Source organism: Nocardia sp. NPDC050793 (assembly GCF_040654065.1).
Taxonomy (GTDB): domain Bacteria; phylum Actinomycetota; class Actinomycetes; order Mycobacteriales; family Mycobacteriaceae; genus Nocardia.
Genome location: NZ_JBFAHG010000003.1, coordinates 578,933 through 599,204 on the forward strand (window position 1 = coordinate 578,933; position 20,272 = coordinate 599,204).

Annotated in this window: 13 protein-coding genes and 3 pseudogenes; 8 read left to right on the plus strand and 8 right to left on the minus strand. The window is 67.8% G+C overall.

Going from position 1 to position 20,272, the window contains the following annotated elements; genetic code table 11:
- Positions 1 to 283 precede the first annotated feature (283 nt).
- Positions 284 to 1,255 (plus strand): NAD(P)-dependent alcohol dehydrogenase, encoded by a 972-nt coding sequence (locus tag AB0H50_RS13230; protein WP_357450834.1) that lies wholly within the window; start codon positions 284 to 286, stop codon positions 1,253 to 1,255.
- A gap of 61 nt (positions 1,256 to 1,316) precedes the next feature.
- Here AB0H50_RS13230 and AB0H50_RS13235 read toward each other — a convergent pair whose 3' ends face one another.
- Positions 1,317 to 2,654, minus strand: a complete 1,338-nt coding sequence (locus AB0H50_RS13235; protein ID WP_357450837.1) for a wax ester/triacylglycerol synthase family O-acyltransferase — start codon at positions 2,652 to 2,654, stop codon at positions 1,317 to 1,319.
- A 310-nt stretch (positions 2,655 to 2,964) separates the two neighbouring features.
- Between AB0H50_RS13235 and AB0H50_RS13240 the strand changes: the two genes are divergently transcribed.
- The 4 genes from AB0H50_RS13240 (at position 2,965) to AB0H50_RS13255 (ending at position 7,425) form a co-directional block, all read left to right on the plus strand.
- Entirely contained in the window at positions 2,965 to 3,879 is a 915-nt protein-coding gene (locus tag AB0H50_RS13240; RefSeq protein WP_357450839.1) for an ABC transporter ATP-binding protein, read from the plus strand.
- Positions 3,876 to 5,483 (plus strand): ABC transporter permease, encoded by a 1,608-nt coding sequence (locus AB0H50_RS13245; RefSeq protein WP_357450842.1) that lies wholly within the window; start codon positions 3,876 to 3,878, stop codon positions 5,481 to 5,483. The genes AB0H50_RS13240 and AB0H50_RS13245 overlap by 4 nt, the downstream gene beginning before the upstream one ends.
- Before the next feature lie 175 nt (positions 5,484 to 5,658).
- On the plus strand, positions 5,659 to 6,984 hold the full coding sequence (locus AB0H50_RS13250; protein WP_357450845.1) for a phosphoribosyltransferase family protein: 1,326 nt from the start codon (positions 5,659 to 5,661) through the stop codon (positions 6,982 to 6,984).
- 60 nt (positions 6,985 to 7,044) lie between these two features.
- Positions 7,045 to 7,425 carry a hypothetical protein gene (locus tag AB0H50_RS13255; RefSeq protein ID WP_357450847.1) on the plus strand — a complete coding sequence of 127 codons (381 nt, stop codon included), beginning with the start codon at positions 7,045 to 7,047 and terminating at the stop codon, positions 7,423 to 7,425.
- Between the two features lie 112 nt (positions 7,426 to 7,537).
- Here AB0H50_RS13255 and AB0H50_RS13260 read toward each other — a convergent pair.
- Positions 7,538 to 7,985 (minus strand): annotated as a pseudogene (locus tag AB0H50_RS13260) (CBS domain-containing protein).
- 106 nt (positions 7,986 to 8,091) lie between these two features.
- On the minus strand, positions 8,092 to 9,588 hold the full coding sequence (locus AB0H50_RS13265; RefSeq protein WP_357450850.1) for an AAA family ATPase: 1,497 nt from the start codon (positions 9,586 to 9,588) through the stop codon (positions 8,092 to 8,094).
- Between the two features lie 195 nt (positions 9,589 to 9,783).
- Between AB0H50_RS13265 and otsB the strand changes: the two are divergent.
- A pseudogene (gene otsB / locus AB0H50_RS13270) lies at positions 9,784 to 13,700 on the plus strand (trehalose-phosphatase).
- 153 nt (positions 13,701 to 13,853) lie between these two features.
- On the opposite strand, the pseudogene AB0H50_RS13275 reads toward otsB, so the two are convergent.
- A pseudogene (locus tag AB0H50_RS13275) lies at positions 13,854 to 15,035 on the minus strand (MFS transporter); the annotation flags it as partial.
- A gap of 138 nt (positions 15,036 to 15,173) precedes the next feature.
- Here AB0H50_RS13275 and AB0H50_RS13280 point away from each other — a divergent pair.
- Positions 15,174 to 16,100, plus strand: coding sequence for a LysR family transcriptional regulator (locus AB0H50_RS13280; RefSeq protein ID WP_357450855.1), 927 nt, complete (start codon positions 15,174 to 15,176; stop codon positions 16,098 to 16,100).
- A 68-nt stretch (positions 16,101 to 16,168) separates the two neighbouring features.
- Here AB0H50_RS13280 and AB0H50_RS13285 read toward each other — a convergent pair whose 3' ends face one another.
- The 3 genes from AB0H50_RS13285 to AB0H50_RS13295 all read right to left on the minus strand — a co-directional run bounded on the left by AB0H50_RS13285 (position 16,169) and on the right by AB0H50_RS13295 (position 18,377).
- Entirely contained in the window at positions 16,169 to 17,092 is a 924-nt protein-coding gene (locus tag AB0H50_RS13285; protein ID WP_357450858.1) for a sterol desaturase family protein, read from the minus strand.
- 43 nt (positions 17,093 to 17,135) lie between these two features.
- A complete protein-coding gene (locus AB0H50_RS13290) occupies positions 17,136 to 17,885 on the minus strand; it encodes an AraC family transcriptional regulator (protein WP_357450861.1) in 750 nt (249 codons plus the stop codon).
- Positions 17,886 to 18,083: 198 nt separating this feature from the next.
- Entirely contained in the window at positions 18,084 to 18,377 is a 294-nt protein-coding gene (locus tag AB0H50_RS13295; protein WP_357450864.1) for a hypothetical protein, read from the minus strand.
- A gap of 127 nt (positions 18,378 to 18,504) precedes the next feature.
- Between AB0H50_RS13295 and AB0H50_RS13300 the strand changes: the two genes are divergently transcribed.
- The gene (locus AB0H50_RS13300) at positions 18,505 to 18,660 is read left to right on the plus strand and encodes a hypothetical protein (RefSeq protein WP_357450867.1); all 156 of its coding nucleotides are present in this window, start codon (positions 18,505 to 18,507) and stop codon (positions 18,658 to 18,660) included.
- A gap of 50 nt (positions 18,661 to 18,710) precedes the next feature.
- On the opposite strand, the gene AB0H50_RS13305 is transcribed toward AB0H50_RS13300, so the two are convergent.
- Positions 18,711 to 20,225: a wax ester/triacylglycerol synthase family O-acyltransferase gene (locus tag AB0H50_RS13305; protein WP_357450870.1), complete on the minus strand. Its 1,515-nt coding sequence runs from the start codon at positions 20,223 to 20,225 to the stop codon at positions 18,711 to 18,713.
- Positions 20,226 to 20,272 lie beyond the last annotated feature (47 nt).

The window sequence follows — 20,272 nt, forward strand, 5'->3', positions numbered from 1 at the left end:
CAGTCGGCACCCTGAACGAGCGGCCCGACCCCGCCGGCCGAGGGAAAGCGCAGTGTACTTCGAAATTCGAATCCGGACCTACCGGCGTGCTCTTTGCATTCGGCGTTCTGTGCAGATGATTCGAATTTTGACAAACCGGAGAATGAGCATTTTCGACGAAATCTCGACACCCGGAGCCGCTGTGACGTTGAAATAGAATTCACTGCGCGCGCAGTGCTCGTGCTGACCCGATTCGATCGAACCTCGACACGGCGTGACCCCGAACGAGCCAGAGGCGAAGCGAATGCGAGCGATAGTTCACGAGCGGTTCGGAGCCCCGGATGTGTTGTCCCTCCGCGAGGTCGAGCAACCCGTCCCGGGACGTGGCGACGTCCTGATCAAGGTGCATGCCACAACGGTGACCGCGGCCGAGATTCTGATGCGACGGGGACGACCACTGTGGGGCAGGGTCATCCTGGGACCGATCCGCCCACGCAGGAGGCTCCGGATACCGGGGTTGGAGTTGGCGGGGGAGATCGTGGCCGTCGGCGCGGACGTCGCACGATTCGTGCCGGGCGATCAGGTCTTCGGATTCACCGGCTTCGGCGTCGGTGCATGCGCGGAGTACAAGTGCATGCCGGAATCGGCATCCCTGGAACTCAAACCGGCCAACACGAGCTACCGGCAGGCCGCCGCCGCGGTCGACGGCGCGACGACGGCGTTGTACTTCCTTCGCGACATCGCGCGCGTCCGCGCTGGGCAGCACGTGCTGATCAACGGCGCCTCCGGAAGCATCGGGACCTATGCGGTGCAGCTGGCGAAGTACTTCGGCGCCGAAGTCACCGCGGTCTGCAGCGCCAGGAACACCGAGCTGGTCACATCGCTGGGCGCCGACCATGCGATCGATTACACCGCAGAGGATTTCACCACGCGGCGCAACGCCTATGACGTCATCTTCGACGCTGTCACCGCGAGCTCGTTCAGGCGATGTCGAGGCGCCTTGACGCCCAGGGGCTGTTACGTCCCGACGACACGACTGCGGAACTGGCCGATCGCCGGATGGACCGCGTTGCGCGGCGGCCGGAGGGTACGGCCCGGTATGTCGATCGACAAGCGCGCTGCTCTCGCCTCCATCAAAGAGCTCATCGAAGGCGAACAGCTGCGCATCGTCATAGACCGCGACTATCGGTTGGACCAGATCGTCGAAGCGCACCGGTACGTCGAGACAGGACGCAAACGCGGCAACGTCACGATCTCGGTCACCGCCGAGACCTGACGCGGATCGGGCAGTGTTCGGGGACATCGCCTGATCGTCGTCCACGGCGACGACGTCGCCCTCACGGGCAGTGGTCGAGAAGTTGATCGACCGTGGCGGTGATGGTGTCGGCGAGCAGGTCGAGGTCGGGTGTGGTGTCGTAGTCGCCGGTGATGCCGAAGGCGAGGTGGTCGCGGTAGCTCAGGATGGCGATGGAGGTGCGTAGCCGCATCGCGATCGGCGCGTAGGGCAGGATTTCGAGGACCTCTTGGCCGTGCAGTCGCAGGGTGCGGGTGGGGCCGGGCACGTTGGTGGCCAGCCCGGCGATGCTGTGCTGAGGGAACCGCAGCGCGGTGCGCACCGCCCACGCCAGGGGTGCGAAGGGCACCCAGCGGGCCAGTGACAGGATCGAATTCGCCGCGCCCGCTTCGCCACTGGCTTTGTGCTCGCTCAGGCGTGCGTGCACGGTGCGCAGTTGGTCGGCCGGGTCGTCGAGGTGGATCGGCAGCTGTGGCAGCATCGCCGAGACCCGGTTGTCGAGCATCCCGTCGGCGCCGGTCGTGCGCACCGATACGGGAGCCAGGATCCGCACCGTCTCGGTGTCGGGTTCCTCATCGCGGGCGAGCAGCATCGCGCGGAACGCGGCGGTCACCGCGGCGAGGGCGACGTCGTTGACCGTTACCTCGAACGCGGCGCCGATCCGTTTGACCTGTGCCAGCGACACCCGGGCGACGGTGTAGCGGCGCTGGCGTCCGATCGGCCCGGTCAGCGAGGACCCGCTGTCCGGCACGATCGCGTTCCACGCCAGCGGCGCCGCCGCGCGCACTGTGCGCAGCAGTGCGGCAGGCGCCTGAATCGGCAGTCGCAATCCATCGGCGAGCATCGTTCGCCAGTTCCAGTCGTTGTCACCGCCGCTGTCCGGCTCGTGGCGGTTCGGGGCCGGGATGCCGGGGTTCGGGTCGCAGAGACGACGGAACAGCGAGATGCCGGAGACGCCGTCGAGCATGCTGTGGTGGGCGGTGACGATCAGCGCCCACCGCTCGCCGGCCAGGTGCTCGACGATGGTGCAGTGCCACAGCGGGTGGTCGCGGTCGAGGCGTTGCTCCATCACGGTGGCCACCATCTCCCACAGTGTCGGCTCGTCGCAGGGTTGTGGCAGGGCTGCCCAGCGCAGGTGATGCCCGAGATCGAAGTGCGGGTCGTCGACCCACCGCGGGGCGCTCAGGTCCCAGCGCGCCCGTCGCAGTTTCTGATGCAGTCGCCGGTTCGCGCCGATGCGCTCGGCCATGCGGGCACTGAATTCCGCACGCGTGCCGGGGTTTCCATCGAGAATCGCCACCGCGCCGATACCGGCGTTGACGTGTTGATCGCTGTCTTCGAGTTCCATGAATCCCGAATCCAGCGGACCGAGTTCACTCATCCCATCATCCTATTTCGATTCGACTCCTGGTTGTTCACGAGTGGCGTACCCGATCGGCGCGATCCACACCGGACGCGTTTGCCCGGGTCCGTGTGGTTGGGCGCAGGGAAGCATGGGTGACCTTGGGCCTCGGACTTCGGGCCGATGTCCTCCTCCCCGGTGGTTCCCCGGACCGCACGCTGGTATCAGCGCTCACCGGACGGCGAGACGCGAGCGGAGGAACCGTGGACGTAGCCGAAGACTTCTCGCTTCCGCTGACTCCGAGGAAGAGCGGGTATCCTGCGTCGGCGCGACCGAGAAGGCCGTCGCGATGACCGAGGCCGCCATTTCGATCGCAGCACTGACGAAGTCGTTCGGTGCGGCCAAAGCCCTCGACGGTTTGGACCTGACCGTGCACACCGGTGAGATTCACGGATTTCTGGGTCCGAACGGTGCGGGCAAGACGACGACGATCCGGATTCTGCTCGGTCTGTTGCGCGCGGACTCCGGGACGGTGCGCATGCTCGGCGGAGATCCGTGGGCCGACGCGGTCGCGCTGCACGCACGGCTGGCCTATGTGCCCGGCGAGGTCACCCTGTGGCCCGGGATCACCGGTGGCGAGGTCATCGACTTGATGGGGCGGTTGCGCGGGGGCCTCGACCGGCGGCGTCGTGCCGAACTGCTGGACAGGTTCGACCTGGATCCCCGGCAGAAGGCGCGGGCGTACTCCAAAGGCAACCGGCAGAAGGTCGCGCTCGTCGCGGCTCTGGCCTCGGACGCGGAACTGCTGCTGCTCGACGAACCGACCGTCGGCCTTGACCCGCTGAAGGAGGCCGAATTCCAGCGCTGCATCGCCGAAGCGAAGGACGAGGGCAGGACCGTGCTGCTGTCCAGCCACATACTCGCCGAGGTGGAGGCCTTGTGCGACCGGGTGAGCATCATCCGGAGCGGGCGGACGGTGGAGACCGGCACGCTGTCCGAGCTCCGGCACTTGACCCGCACCACCATCACCGTCGAAACCACCCGGTCACCCATGGATCTGGACGCGATGGCGGGTGTGCACGATCTCGTCCGCGACGGTACGCGGACCGAGTTCGCGGTCGACGCCGCACACCTCGACGCCGTGATGCGCATACTCGCCGATCTGGGCGTGCGCAGTCTCACCAGCGCACCACCCACCATGGAGGACATCTTCTTGCGGCACTACGGCACCGCCTCGCTGGACGCAGGAGGGGACAGGTCGTGAACGCTCCGGCGACGCTGCGGGAGAACACCTCCGGCGTGCGCACGTTGTTGCGATTCGCGCTCCTGCGCGAGCGATTCTCCCTGCCGTGCTGGCTGCTCGGCGCGGGCGCGCTGGTCGCCTTTCAGTCCCTCGCCAGTCAGCGTTTCTATGGCACCCCGCAGAAGCTCGCGCAAATCCGCGAGACGATGAGCGCGAGCGCGGCCACCATCGCCATGGGCGGGCCGACGCGCCTGCTGGACACGATCGGTGGCGAGATCGTGTTCGAGATCTTCGCCTACCTGGCGGTGGTGGTCGCGTTGATGAACATGTTCCTGGTCGGACGGCATACTCGCTCGGACGAGGAGACGGGGCGGGCGGAACTGCTTCGTTCGGCGCGGGTGGGACGCAGGGCGCCCGCCATCGCCGCGCTCACGTTGGCCGGACTGGCCGATATCGCCGTGGCGCTGGTCGTCTTCGCCGCCGCGGTGGGCACTGGGCTTCCGGTGGGCGGGTCGCTGCTGCTCGGGGTCGTAACAGCGGGAGTCGGGGTCACCTTCGCCGCTGTCACCGCCGTCGCCGCGCAAGTGTTCGAGAACCCACGCAGCGTGTACGGGGCGGTCGGACTCGCTCTGGCGGCCGCGTATGTCGCACGCGCTGTCGGCGATGTCGGCAGCGGGGTAGCGTCCTGGACTTCACCCATCGGGTGGGGGCAGCGTAGTTACCCGTACGCCGGCGACCGGTGGTGGACAGTGCTGCTGTTCGCCGCCGCGACGGCCTTGCTCAGCGCGGTCGCGTTCGTCCTGCTCGACCGGCGTGATTTCGGTGCGGGACTCTTGCCGTACGGCACCGGGCGTGCCGACGCCTCCTGGGCGCTGGGTTCACCGCTGGGCTTGGCGTGGCGGCTGCAGCGCGGGTCGCTGGCCGGTTGGACGGTAGGTGTCTTCGCATTGGGTGCGGCGTACGGTTCGTTCGCGGACAGTATCGAGGACTATCTCACCGATAATCCCGAAATCGCCGCCTACATACCCGGCGGCGCCACCGAAGCGGTGGACGCGTTTCTGTCACTCGCGATTTCGATCGTCGCGCTGCTCGCCGCCGGGTTCGGCATCGCCAGTGTGTTGCGCGCACGTGGTGAGGAGACCGCGGGCCGCGCGGAGCCGATCCTGGCCGGACCCGTGAGTCGCGATCGCTGGCTGGCGAGCCACCTCGTCGTCGCGTTGGGTGGCGGCGCGTTCGTGCTGGCCTGCGCCGGCTTCGGCGCCGGGCTCTCCTACGGCCTCACGATCGCCGACGCTTCCCAGCCGTTACGAATGACCGGTGCGGCGCTCGTGTCGCTGCCCGCCGTCTGGTCGATCATTGCGATCGCGACGATCGCCTGCGGCTGGGCGCCGAGGGCCGCTGTTCCGCTGGCATGGACGGTCTTCGCCTACTGCGTCGTGGCCGTCCTGTTCACGGCTGCCTTCGACCTGCCCGACTGGTTCGACGAGGCTTCGCCCTTCACGCACATTCCGCGGGCGCCGCTTCAATCCGTCGCCGCCGCACCGATACTCGTCGTCACCGCGATGGCCGTGGCCGGTTTGGCTGCCGGATTCGCCGGGTTCCGCCGCCGCGACACCGGCTACTGACCTGGAAGTCCTCGGACGTTGCCGAATTGTGCGCGGGACGTCTTCGGCATCTCGTCGAGGTCACGGTCCGAGCACTGGCGCGGGTAGCCGGGACCAACGGCTCTGCACTCGGCGACGATCGCATCTGCCATTACGCCGCGTCGAGGTGCACGCTGGTTTGGTGAGGAGGTTTGCGATGTTGTTCGACGATCGCCGTGACGCCGGACGCCAGCTGGCGCGGCGGCTTGTTCATCTCCGAGACGAGGATCCCGTCGTGGTCGGCCTTCCGCGCGGGGGCGTTCCCGTGGCCTGTGAGGTCGCACGGGTGCTCGACGCGCCGCTGGATGTGATCGTGGTGCGCAAACTCGGCGTCCCGTATCAGCCGGAGCTGGCATTCGGCGCGATCGGCGAGGACGACGTCCGGCTGCTCAATGACAGCGTCGTCGCGTACTCGCAACTCACCGGTGCGGACATGGCGAGCGTGGAGCGCCGGGAACGTGCGGAACTCGCCCGGCGAGCCCAGTGGCTGCGGCGCACACACCCGCGTATCTCGCTGTCGGGCCGCACCGTCGTCATCGTCGACGACGGCATCGCCACCGGCGCGACCGCTCGCGCTGCCTGCCAGGTCGCGCGGGCGCACGGCGCTCAACGGGTCGTGCTGGCAGTTCCGGTAGCGCCACGGGACACGCTGGTGATGCTGAAAGACGAAGCGGACGAGGTGGTGTGCCTGGAGTTGCCCACCTGGTTCGACGCGGTCGGCTCCTGGTACCGCCATTTCGGCCAGGTCTCCGACGCCGAGGTCACCGAATTGCTGCGCAGAGCCGCCGAAGTCGCGCGTGGGGCGGACGCCGGGGACGATCCGCCGCTGCGTGACGAGGATGTTCTCGTCCGGGCCGGAGCGGCCGAACTGGCCGGTCATCTCACCATTCCGGAGAACCCGAAAGGAATGGTGGTGTTCGCGCACGGCAGCGGAAGCAGCCGCCACAGCCCGCGCAATCGTTACGTGGCCGAGGTGCTGAATCGAGCCGGATTGGCCACGCTGCTGTTCGATCTGCTCACCCCGGACGAGGAGATCGATCGGGCCCGAGTCTTCGACATCGAGCTGCTGTCGCGACGGCTGGTCGACGTCACCGCCTGGCTGACCCGCCAAGACGACGTCCCCGGCCTGGGTATCGCATTCTTCGGCGCCAGCACGGGTGCTGCCGCGGCGCTCACCGCCGCGACCGACCCCGGAGTCGAGATCGCCGCGGTGGTGTCGCGTGGCGGACGGCCGGATCTCGCCGGTCCCGCTCTCGCGGCGGTGCGCGCACCGACCCTGCTGATCGTGGGTGGTCACGACTCCGTCGTGCTGGACCTGAACCGCCGCGCCGCGCAAGAGCTGTCCGGTGAGACCACGCTCGAGGTGGTGCCGGGGGCCACCCACCTGTTCGCCGAGCCGGGGACCCTGGAGAAAGTCGCCGAACTCGCCCGCGACTGGTTGGTCGCGAAGCTGGCGCCCACATCGTCCGCTCCTGAGCGCTGAGGAAGGCCGATCCTGATTTCGGCTCTGTCGGCGCGGGCGGATCCGAGTGATAGTGGAGTTATGGCCAAGACTTCGAATCTCTCGGCGCCCGAACGGCGGCGCATCGCAGAACAGGCCCTGGATTCGCCAGAGCAGCGTACCGAGGACGTGCTCGTCCGTGTCCGGTGCGGACGCGGTCACAATGTGGCAGATGTGGTCGACACCGCCGTGGGTCCCGTGTTCCGGTCGGTGACCGGATTGCATGCCCACGGTGGTCGCGACTACGTCGACACGGGACACGGCTCCCACGACAACGGCACCCGATACGCCGACCTGCTGGCGGCCGACGATTTCACCGACGACGCGGTACCCGCGTCCTGCGAATGCGGTCCGCACACCCTGTCGCGGGCGCGGTTGGCGAAGGCAGTCGCGGATTTCGAGCGCGTGATCCAGATGCCCTGATCGAACCAGTAGCAAACGCCTCCGCCTGCCGCGGCAAATCCGGTCCGCAGGCGGATGCGGCCCGTTGCCGCCGGTGCGCTTCGCACCCGGCCACCCAACTCGGGTCCGTTCTTCAGGCTTGTTCGGTGACCGGCAAGTGCGAGGCGCAGACAGCTTCCACGAATTCGCCCACGGTGTTCTGGGGCAGATGACGGGCCAGGTCGGCCTCCGTGATGATGCCGGCGAGCACGCCCGCGTCGAACGACCGGTAGCCGCCGGATCTGATGCTGCTCCATGATCGCGAGGACATCATCGAGGTCCGCGCCGACATCGACGGTATAGAGCTGGTCGGCGCCCTGCGCCAATTCCCCTGCCATGGTGGTCTTCGGGTTCGCCCCCGTTCCGAGAACCTTCACGACGATGTCGCGATCGGTGACGATGCCGACGGGATGGCCTTCACCGTCGCAGATGGGCAGCGCGCCGACATCGAGTTGACGCATGCGCTGGGCGGCGGCCGCCATGGAGTCGCGGATGCCGATGCACTGAACCTGGGAACGCATGATGCTCTGCGCGGTTGTCATGTCGAATCTCCTTCCTGACGTGACCCTGTTCGCTCATCATTCGACGCTGCCGACGAAGCCGACAGGGCAGAAGGTCATCGTCCGTCCGTCCGTTCGGCGGTGCGGATCACGACAGGACGTCCGCGTCGGCACGTGGATGGGCGGACCAGGCTCGGTGGGCGACGGCAACGGTGTCGTCGATCGGGGTGGCGGTATCGAGGTCCGTGGTGCCGCTCCACGGCGCAGCCGTGGCGACCATGGCTTCCGCGATGGCGGGCGTCGCCTCGGAGTCGCCGGACGGGCGCTCCCGAAGTCGACCGGCCGCCAGCTCACGGGGACACGTGCAGCGCAGCTGGACCAGGTCGCTACGGGTTTGCTCCGCGAGCTCGGCCGCGCGGCGGCGTTCACCCTCGTCGACCCAGCTGGCGTCGAGTATCACCGAGACGCCCGAAGCGAGCAGTGCGCGGGCACGGTCGAGCAATTCGTTGTAGACGCGGGCCTTGTTCGCGGGGGAGTACTTGCCCGCGCCGAAGTCCCCGCTCTCGCCGGTCAGGATCCGCGCCGCCGCCAGTTCGGTGCGGATCCGGTCGGTGGAGAGCATCGTCGCGCCTGTCGCCGCAGCGAGCCGCCGCGCGACGGTGGACTTCCCGGTCCCAGGCAGGCCGCCGACGAGCGCAAGGCGAACGGCCGCGCGTTCCAGGTGCTCCAGGGCGATGCGCAGATGGCGGTCGGCATGCTCACGGGCGTCGTCGTCGCCTTGGCGCAGACGGATCAGGTCGACTTTCCCCCGGACGGTGGCGCGATAGGCGATGTAGTGCGAGCGCAACGACATCGGTGCGGAGTCGCCCGTCGCCCGCAAGTAGTCGTCGAGCAGGCGTACGCCGAGCTCGGGGTATCCGAGGAACTCGAAATCCATAGCGAGAAAGGCGATGTCGTCGAGGCAGTCGAGGTGACGCAATCGGTCGTCGAAGTCGAGGCAGTCCAGCACTCGGAAGCCGTCCGGGAGGGCGAAGATGTCCTGGGCGAGCAGATCTCCGTGTCCGTCGACGATGCGCGCTTCGGCGATCCTGTTGTCGAACAGCGGGATTCGCCCGTCTATGTACCGCGTCGCGAGGTGGTCGATGCGCTCGGGCAGGTGCGCGGCCACCGCTGGTTCTTCTCGCAGCGGATGCAGCAGCGTCTGCCACCGCTCGCGAAGTGCTCCTGCGGTGCCCGCCCGGTCCACCTCGGGGCCACGGCCTGCCAGGCGATGGAAGCGGACGAGCAACTCGACCAGCGGCGTCAGCTCCCGTTCGTGCGCCGCGACGTCGGTGAGGATGTTCGACAATCTGCGGTCCTCGGGCATGCGGCGCATCACCAGAACCGGTTCGGCGACCCCTCCCTCGGGGTCGGTCAGGTGCGCGACGCCGAGGTAGACATCGGGCGCCATGCGCCGATTGAGCTCGAGCTCGCGAGCGCAGGCCCGTTCTCGGAGCGCCGGGGTGCCGAAATCGAGAAAGTCGGTGGTGATCGGTTTCTTCACCTTGTAGGCGCGCTCGCCGTAGAGCAGGACGAGTCCGGTGTGCGTCTCATGGACCTGTGCCGGGCCGGTGGACGTGGAGAACATGGCGGTTGCCTGGCTCATATCGTCACGGTAGGGATCGGACGCCCCTGTCCGGAGGAGTCCTAGGTCCCGGATCGCGCAGCACGTGGTCCCCGGTCGGCCAGCCGGCACCGACCCCTGGACGGAACACCTGGGTCGGTTCAGGCTGGATGTGTGGACAAGGATGCACCGCTGCCGCAGATCGATGCGCGCCGCCACGACGCGGTGATCTTCGACATGGACGGGGTGGTGACCGACAGCGCGTCCGTCCACGCCGCGGCCTGGACGGAACTGTTCGATGCCTTCCTGGATCACCGTCCCGCCGGCGCCGGGCAAGACCGTTCACCGTTCACCGAGACCGACTACCTGCGTTTCGTGGACGGCAAACCCCGATATCAGGGTGTCGCGGACTTTCTCGCCGCCCGAGGGATCGCACTGCCATGGGGAAATTCCTCCGATCCGGAAACGGCCGAGACCGTCTGTGGGCTCGGCAACCGGAAGGATCGCCTCTTCCGCGAGCGGCTCACGCGCGACGGCGTGCGGGTGTTCGACTCGACCGTCACGCTGGTCAGGCGGCTCGATGCCGCGGGAATACGCACCGGCGTGTTCACCGCAAGCCGCCACTGCGCGGAACTGCTCGCGGCCGCCGGTATCGGTGACCTCTTCACCGTACGGGTGGACGGAATCGAGGCCGAAAAGCTCGGTATGCCAGGCAAACCCGATCCGGCGATGCTGCACGAAACAGCCCGCAGGCTCGACGCCGCACCCGACCGCACGGTTGTCGTCGAGGATGCCGAGGCGGGCGTCGCCGCGGGCCGCGCCGGAGGGTTCGCGCTGGTGATCGGCGTGGACCGGCACGAAAGCGCCGACCGGCTGTCGTCGCGAGGGGCGGACATCGTGGTCGGCGACCTCGCCGAGGTGCGGCTGCGGGAAGGCTTCCTGCGGATGTCGGAGCTTCCCGACGCCATCGAGCGCTGGACCTCCATCACGGGCTGGCTCGGCACCGAAAAGCCCGCCGTATTAGTGGATTTCGATGGGACCTTGGCCGAAATCGTCACCGATCCGGCTGCCGCGAAGCCCGTCGACGGCGCGGTGGCGGCGCTGGCGGACCTCGCCACGCTGTGCCCCGTGGCGGTCATCAGCGGACGCGATCTCACCGACCTGCGTGACCGCGTCGGCGTCAGCGGAATCTGGTACGCGGGCAGCCACGGCTTCGACCTGATGGCACCGGACGGCACCCGGCACGTACACGACGTCGTGCCGGGCGCCGAACAGGAGCTGGCACGGGCAGCCGATGAGCTGCGACAACGGCTGGGCGATGTCGCGGGTGCGCTGGTCGAGCACAAGCGTTTCGCGGTGGCGGTCCACCATCGCAATGTCGCGGGAGGGGATGTCGGCAGGGTGGTCGCCGCTGTCCACGACGTCGGACGCGCGGCCGGTCTACGCGTGACATCCGGCAGGCGCGTCACCGAATTGCGACCCGATGTGGACTGGGACAAGGGCGCCGCCCTGCGCTGGATACTGCGGCATCTCGACGTCGGGGTGTCGCCGATCTACCTGGGCGACGACCTCACCGACGAAGACGCCTTCGACGCCATCGAATCCGACGGCATCGCAATAGTGTGCGGCACAACGAGACCGGCGACCGGCACACCGCGGCCGGATTCGCGGTCACCGGGGCCCGCGAGGTTCGCGAGTTCCTCGAGCGGCTGGCGGAGTCGTTCCGCGACGACGTCGCGACCGTGCCGGAGTCGTGGGTGCTCGCTTTCGACGGCTACGACCCGCCGCGAGAGAAGCTCCGTGAGTCGCTGTGCACGGTCGGCAACGGCTATTTCGCCACGCGGGGCGCGGCGCCGGAATCGGTGGCCGGGGCGGTCCACTACCCGGGCACCTATATCGCCGGGCTGTACAACCGGCTCGCCGACGAGATCGACGGACACGAGGTCGACAACGAAAGCCTGGTGAACCTGCCGAACTGGTTGCCGGTGACCTTCCGAATCGACGACGGCGACTGGTTCGATCTCGACGCCGCCGAACTGGTGTCGTATCGGCAGCATTTCGACTTGCGTCGTGCCGAGCTCGTACGGCAGTTCCGGGTCCGCGACGCCGAGGGCCGAATCACCGCGGTGCGGCAGCGCCGCTTCGCCGCCATGCACCGGCCCCATCTGGGCGCGCTGGAAACGACTGTCACGGCCGAGAACTGGTCGGGCGCCGTGACCATTCGCTCGGCGATAGACGGCAGCGTGCGCAACAGCCTGGTCGAGCGCTATCGCGCGCTGTCCGACGCGCACCTGACGGCCGAGCGCGCGGTAGCGCTGTCCGGCGATTCGGTGCTGCTCGCGGTGCGCACCAACGGGTCAGGCATATCGGTGGCGATGGCGACCCGCAGCATTCTGCGGCGTGCCGAGCAACCGGTCGAGGCACCGCGGAAACTGGTCGATCGAGACGGTCTGATCGGGCACGACTTCACCGTCGACATCGCCGCAGGCGGGTCGGTGAGTTTGGAGAAGATCGTGGCCGTCTGCTCCGGACGTGATCACGCCAGCGCGGGCGCCGAGGAGGAGGCCGCACGCCGGCTCGAAGCCACCAGCGGCTACGCGGACCTGTTCGAGGGACATGCCGTGGCATGGGAACACCTGTGGGCACGGCTGCGGATCGACCTCGAAGGCAGCGCGGACGCGGCGCGCATCGTGCGCCTGCATCTGCTGCACCTGATGCAGACGCTGTCGCCGAACTCCACGGATCTCGACGTCGGCGTCCCGGCGCGCGGTCTGCACGGCGAGGCCTACCGCGGACATGTGTTCTGGGACGAGGTGTTCGTCCTCCCGGTGCTGAATCCACGATTCCCTGACGTGACCCGGTCGCTGCTGCGTTACCGCTATCGCCGCCTGCCCGAAGCCCGCCGGGCCGCCGCGGAGGCCGGGCTGGCCGGGGCGATGTTCCCGTGGCAGTCCGGCAGCGACGGCCGCGAGGAGAGTCAGCGGCTGCACCTGAATCCGCTGTCGGGCCGGTGGAATCCAGATCCGAGCCGGCGCGCGCACCACATCGGAATCGCGATCGCCTACAACGTGTGGCAGTACTACCAGGCAACCGGCGACCTCGAGTTCCTTGTCCAATGCGGCGCCGAGCTGCTGGTCGATATCGCCCGCTTCTGGTCGAGCCTGGCCGGTTACGACGCGGCGCGCGGCCGCTACACCATTCGCGGTGTGATCGGTCCCGACGAGTTCCATTCCGGCTACCCGGACGCGCCCGACGCGGGAATCGACAACAACGCCTACACCAACGTCATGGCGGCCTGGGTGCTCTTGCGGGCGGTCGACGCGCTCGCCCTCCTGGCTCCGCGCGAACGGTCGGAACTCTTGGAGAAGCTCGCCGTGCCGCCATCGGAGCCACGGCACTGGCAGGACGTCGCCGCGCGCATGTACGTCCCGTTCCACGACGGGGTCATCAGCCAGTTCGAGGGCTACGGGCGCTTGGCCGAATTGGATTGGGATCACTACCGTCGCCGCTACGGCGATATCCAGCGGCTGGACCGGATTCTCGAGGCGGAGGGCGACGACGTCAATCGCTACCGGGCGGCGAAACAAGCCGACGTGCTGATGCTGTTCTATCTGCTCTCGGCCGACGAACTACGAGAACTGCTGGGCCAGCTCGGATACGAACTGCCGGGAGAGATGATTCCGCGCACCATCGAGTACTACCTGTCGCGCACCTCGCACGGCTCGACGCTCAGCGCCGTGGTGCACGCGTGGGTGCTGGCCAGGGCGAACCGGCACCGTGCCGTCGAGTTCTTCGACCGCGTGCTCGAGTCCGACGTGGCCGACATCCAGGGCGGCACCACCGCCGAAGGGATTCACCTCGGCGCGATGGCGGGTAGCGTCGACCTGCTGCAGCGCTGCTTCACCGGACTCGAGATCCGCCGCGATCGCCTCATCTTCTGCCCGAACTGGCCCGAATCACTTGGCGCGCTGGCTTTCCCGATGATCTATCGCGGCCACCGGCTCGCCGTGCGAGTCAGCGGCGACGGCGTCGAGATCAGCTCCGACCCCGGCCCGTCGCAGCCGATCGACATCGCCTGCCGGGATCAGGTCGCACGATTGGCGCCAGGGGGCACGGTGCGGCTGGTGTTCTCGACACCCGGATCGGCGGGATGAATTAGCGGGCTTATCGATATCCGAGGGGAGCGTTGGAGTTTCGCAGCCCGGCGCGGCGCTGAGCTCGCACTGGAGAGAGCCGACTGCTCGCTCGGCGGAGTCGGGCCTCGCGGGTTCCGGCGCGGCGAGCTTCAGCGGCAACAGGAATGGCGTGCCGAGGAGCAGAACCCCGGCCAGGGCGATCGCTGCGCGCGGCCCGGTGACTTCTGCCAGGAGACCCCACGAGACAGTGAGCACGGCGGTGCCGGTGCTGGTGGTGATCGACCACGCGGTGAGCACCCGGGCGTGGCGGTCGGCATCGGTGTTCTTCAACCGATAAGCGGCGAAGACGGGGTTGAAGATGCTCGCGCAGAGGATCAACCCGAACTCGGCGGCCATCACGATCACAAGCCCGGCCAGTCCGGGCTGGATAAATACCAGTCCGAGGGGCCAGCAGGCGCGGAGGGTGCCGAAGACCCGCAGCACCGTCTTTTCGCCGCAACTGGCGGCGACGCGGCGGGCGAGCCGGGACCCGATCAGGCCACCGATACACGGAACCGCGAATGCCAGACCGTACTGCCACACCGGAAACCGCAAGTGGGAGAGCATCATCACCGACAAGAGTGGCTCCGTGGCCATGATCAGTCCATTGACCAGCATGGTGTTGAAGAAGAGCCGGCGCAGCGTGCGGTGGGCGAGGATGTATCGCCATCCCTCGGCGATGTCGCTCCACCGGCGCGTCGAGGTCTTGCGCGGAGGCGGGGGCCGCTCGGGTTGCCTGATCGCGGTGATGCCGAGCGCCGAAAGGAGATAGCTCGTCGCGTCGATGACGAGGGTGGTCACCGGCCCCAGCAGCCCGATGGCGGCGCCGCCCACGGGCGGTCCGATGATCGTGGCCGACCAGGTGGTGGACTCGAACCGGCTGGTGGCCGCCAGCAGCCCGTCGGCGGGGACGATGGTCCTGAGGTAGGCGCCGCCGGCGGCGGTGTACGCGATTTTCGCCGCCGCGGTGACGGTGGCGACCACCAACAGTTGCGTGAAGGACAAGACGCCCAGGCAGTAGGCGAGCGGTATGGATGCCAACGCCGCGAATCGGACCACGTCCGTGGCGATCATGACCGGCCGTTTGGCGCGGAACTCCATCCACGGCCCGAGCGGGATCGCCAGCAGTGCCCCGATCGCCAGTCCGGCTGACGACAAGGCCGCCACTTCTGCCGAACCGGCGTTCGAGACCGTGATCGCAACGACGGAGAACGCCCCGAACCCGAGCCCGGTCCCGTAGGCGCTGACCGCGTAGGAGGCCCACAACCACCCGAAGGCCTCGCCCAGTTTCGGTCTCCGCCCGATATTCAGCACTCGCTTCGCTCCGCTTCACACCTCGTGGGACAACGCTTTGTTGCCGGGGGAGATTGAAGCCGGTCGACGGACGCCGACACCAACAACGGATCGAGCGGCGCGTCACAACTCGTCGTTGTGGGGGTAGGTTCTCGCCTCGTGGATCTCGATGCGGTTCGTACCTTCGTCGCTGTCGCCGAATCCGGCCAATTCCAAGCCGCTGCCGACGATCTGGGCATCACCCAGCAGGGAGCATCGAGGCGAGTGGCGACGCTGGAGCGAGAACTCGGTGCGCAGCTCTTCGCGCGGACCGCCCGGGGTGCGCGGCTCACTGTCGACGGGCAAGCGCTGCTTCCCCATGCGCGTGCGCTGCTCCGCGCCGCCGAACGCGTCACAGCGGCCGTGACACCGGGGCGTAGGGCCCTGCGGATCGATGTCGTCGCCCGCAGGATCGCACCCTCCACCGTGCTCTACGACTTCTACCGGCAACACCCCGGCATCGAGCTCGATGTCGTCACCCTCGACCACGCCGATGCCGCGTCGGCACTGGCCGAGATCGGTGCGGGCACTCTCGATGCCACCTTCAGATCCCTACGCGGCCTCGACCTTCCGAACGGACTGCGCTCGTCGCGAGTGATCGACGACCGGCACGAACTGCTGGTCGGCCCGCGACATCCGTTGGCGAACGCCGAAACCGTGACAATGGCCGAACTCACCGATCACCGCATCTGGATGCCCGGCATGACCGACCCCGAGCCGGTCGGCTACTACAACGATCTGGCGACAGCGTTCGGACTCACCATCGACACGATCGGGCCGAGCTTCGGCGCCGAAGCGCTGCTCGCCGAAATCGCCGACTCGAACCAGCTCGCCACCTTCGTCGGCCAAGGCTCCCGATACCTCTGGCCGGAAAGCTACGACCTGCGCCGAATCCCCGTCGTCGACCCGACCCCGGTCTATCCGCTCTCCGTGATCTGGCGAGCGGACAATAGACACCCCGTCCTGGCGAACGTCCTCGAGTACCTCCAGACCAGGTACCGGGCAACATCCACCGATGACGTGTGGACTCCGGACTGGGTGCGCTGAGACGGGGCACCTCCCGGAATGCGAAAAGCCGAGCCCGAGAACAGGACTCGGCGATCGCTTGCAGCCGATCAGCTGGACGGTGCCCGCACCACGTCCGAGCGGGTCTCGGTGGGGTTGGCGGAAGTGACGGTGCATGCGCCGTGACGAGTAAAGGGTTCGGCGAGCTGCGCCAGGTAGCCGACGGGGTAGTCGGGCTTTGCGGCCATCCCGAGGTCGGCGCTGCTGAACTGGCGGGCGGGGTCGTAGCTGTGAGTGCGCAGCATGTGATCCCAGACGAGAGTGAACAACCCGAAATTGACGTCGCCGATGCCCGCCCATTTCAAGTGGTGGAAGCGGTGGCCTTCGTTGAGCGCCAGGACGTATTTCAACGGGCCGACGCGGTAGTCGGCGTTGGAGTGCTGCAGCAGCAACTGCACCGCGACCGCCAGCGACAACGCCGAAGCGACCGGCACCGGAATCCCCGCCAGCAACAGCGGGGTGACGCCCGCGGTCATCTCGAGAGTCTGGTGCAGCGGGTGTTTCATCAGGCCGTTGAGACCGTAGAAGCGGGTAACGCTGTGGTGCACGGCGTGAAACCGCCACAGCACCCCGATCTTGTGGCTGGCGTAGTGCGTCAGCGTGATCCCGAAGTCGGCGACCAGAATCGCGATCAGCACCTGAACGACGAACGGCCAACTGCTAGGCCAGATCCCGTCACCGGGGACGAGCGCGGCCAACGCCGGGATGACGGCGACACTGGCGAGGATGAGCGTTTCGTTGACGAAGGTATGCGCGGTATCGCGCCCGACGTCGCCGTGGGAGCTGTTCCAGGCACTCCGATACGGCAGCAGGCGTTCGGCGGCGAACGACAACGCGATGGCGGTGACCAGCAGAACCAGCAGCCATGCCTTGCTGGCTCCGCTTGCGGCCAGGGCGATTCCGGCCCCGTTGACGCCAAGCAGCATGACCGGTGCGTAGCCGTAGCGGACGAGGGATCGAGCGATGGTGGACATGGATTCAGCGTCGCCGCCGCATACCGGTGGCGGCTTGTAGAAATCAGCTGAGGCGCGCCACGGGCGGAGTTCGCCAGCCGGTTGCGACGAGAGCTTCGGTGGGGGTGATGCCGAACAGGTCGCGGCAGGTTTTGGTCAAGTGAGCGCTGTCGGTGAAACCCGCGGCGTGCGCGGCCTCGGTCAGCGTGCTGCCCGCGCGCACGGTGCCGATTGCCAGGTGTAGCCGCGTCCACCGTCGCCACGCCGCATACGGCAACCCCACATGCTCGGTGAACAGATGCGACAGGCGGCTCGGCGACATCGCCACGGCGGCCGCGAGCTCGCCGAGCAACGGTGGGCCGCCCGCGGTAGCCGCGGCCAAGCGCAGTGCCTCGGCCACCACCGGGTGCGGGGACCGGGACGGCGGCCGCGTCACCGAGTTCTGTTGCGGCACTGCCGCTGTGGTGTGCGGGATCGCCGCGGTGATCCAGCTGGTGACGTGATCGGCGGGCAGGCCACGCAGTCGAGTGAGGGCGGCGCGGCCGACGGTGCTACCGGAGTCGAGGTAAGCGATGAAACCCTTGGTGTCCGGGGCGGCCCGCACTTCGTGCCGCACCCCCGGCGGGATGATCGCCAACTCGGCGGCCGCGGAGCGTCCAGCGGCGTCGACCACGGTAACCTCGCCCGCGGTGACCAGCAAAACTTGCACGGCGGCATGGGAATGGGCCGCGGTGTCGCCGATGCCGCCGGTGAAGGCCATCAGGCCGGGGGTGAACACGACCCCGCCGAGCCAGCGCGGCATCGTCGCGGTCATCGCGGCGCTGCGCTCTCGGCGGGCAGACGAAGGGCGATGAGCGCGGCGCTCATCGCTGCGCGAACTGGACACGACGACATCGCGTGAGTGTAGGCGGCTCGGCCGGATCCAGCGGTATCGAAGCGCGCCGACGAGTTCAGGTTCGCGCGGTCCGGGCCGTCGAAAGGTGCCGTGGAACGCGTCCGCAGCTGGTGCTTGTCACTCGGGAGGGTGCGGCTGCGGCTCGGTCGGGATCAGAACGCGGGATCGGGCGAGTCGGCGCAGGCGCTCGTGTTCGAGCCAGAACACCGCGACGCTGGCGATGAAGCACAACGCGGTGACGGCGGCGCCGAGCGCAATCCAGTCGGTGGATCCGGATCCCGCCGCGGTGAGCGTGGAGGCCAGGCCCACCACTCCGGCGATGAACAGCACGATGCCGGGGACGTTGTATATGTCGGCGAGGCTTTGTCCCGGCTCGGCGTGGTAAGGCTGGCCGGATGGCTTGTCGCTCACGGTGATTCCCCTAACGTCGGTTCGGAACGGGCGGCGGCTGGGAGGTGCCGCAGCCCGTCATCACCATGCCCGTCCAGGCCGGCCCGCGGGCAGAGTCGTTGGTCCCGGTGCTGCCGGACCAAGGTCCGTGAATATCGATGTCTCTCTGACGATTCGGGAGCTGAAGGACGAGCGCGAACGCGCAGGAGTGACAGCGCTGCTGACCGACGTGCTCGAGAGCGAGGGTATGACCCGCGACGTGGGCATCACGCTGTCAGGACACGGGGAGAGAAATGTGCCGTGACTGCCGACGACGAAGGGATGGCCGGCAGATCCGTCGATCGGCTATGGCCTCTAGGGCAACTGCTGGAGGTCGGTCAGTGCCTGTCGCAGATTGCCGGTGAGATCCCAGACGTCGGGGAAAGCGTCGGGAGAGGCGAGGATGCCGAAGTCGAGGTGGCCGTCGTAGGACATGACCGTGATGTTGAGGCCGCCGGACAGCTCGGTGAGCAGAGAGACCGGGTAGCTGTGTCGGACGCGAATTCCATTGAGATACAGCGGAACCTGGGGACCGGGGACGTTGGAGACGACGAGATCGACCAGGGGGAGGTTCGGCGCTGCTGCGCGTAGCAAGGCGCGGGTGGGTCGGCCGTGTAGCAGTGGTGTGAGCAGGGATGTGGCTTTGTGCAGGAGTGTGGGCGGTTGGGTCTGGAAGCGTTGCTTGGCCTCGAGGAGGTTGTTGTGTAGCAGTTTCAGTCGATGTTCGGGGTCGGATTCGGCGATCGGTAGCGCGGTGAGCATGAGGGAGAACTGGTTTCCGGCCGTGCCGAATTGCTCGGGGGTGCGTACGGATACCGGAATCGCCGCGATCAGGGGCTGGTCGGCAGAGTGGTCGTGGTCGAGTAGCCAGCGTCGTAGTGCCGAGGTGCACAGCTCCATCACCACATCGTTGACGGTGCCGTCGACGCGGTCCTTGATGCTCTTGACCTCGTCGAGGGGGAGTGAGGTGTAGGCGAGGCTACGGGCGGTGGTGGTCGGTTTCTCGATCGGCACGTCGGGGTGTTTCGCGCGGAGGTCGTTGCGGGTTCGGAGCAGGGCTGGACCGGCCTGTAGGAGGGACCGCGCTCGAATCGCTTGGCGACCGAGCATGTTCGGCAGACTGCGGGCGAGAATCTCGGCGGTGGAGGGTCTACGGTTGCGGGAGATGCCGTCCGCGGGTGGCGGTGCGGGCTGGTGCTCGGGCTGGAAATCGAGGATGGCCGCCATGATTTCGGCGCCGGAGACGCCGTCGATCACCGCGTGGTGGATCTTGGTGTAGACGGCTTGGCGTCCGTCGGACAGACCGGAGATCAGATCGCATTCCCACAGCGGGCGCGTGCTGTCGAGTGGTGCGGCGTGCCGGCGCGCCACGTAGTCGGCGAGCTGTTCGTCACCGGCGCCTTCGGGTAGTCGTATGTGTCGAACGTGGTAGCCGAGATCGATGTGGTCGCAGTCCTCCCAGTACGGAAGATCGAGCCCGAACGGGACCCTGCGCACCCGTCGTCGCAGTGGCGCGATCAGGTGCAGGCGGTCGGCGAACAGCCGCCGCAGGGACGTGACGTCCAGTGGCCCGTTCGAGGCTGCGGCGGAGTCCAGGACGGTGACTGCACCGACATGCATTGGTGCCGAATCGGTTTCGATGTCGAGCAGTTGCAGGTCGAGGGAGCTCAACTGGAGTGGCCTGCTCGGCGTGGGCGCGGTGGGGATGGTGATCGTTGAGGTCTGCGCCGGCATCGCGGTGTCCGGTGCGGCGTACAACGATTCGCCGGGCGTGGTGATTCGGAGGCCGATGTCAGGCGGAGTACCGACATCGGGCGCTGAGGAGTGCATGCTTCCCTCCTGGGGGTGACGGTGAATTTCGTGCGTCGCGGCACGGC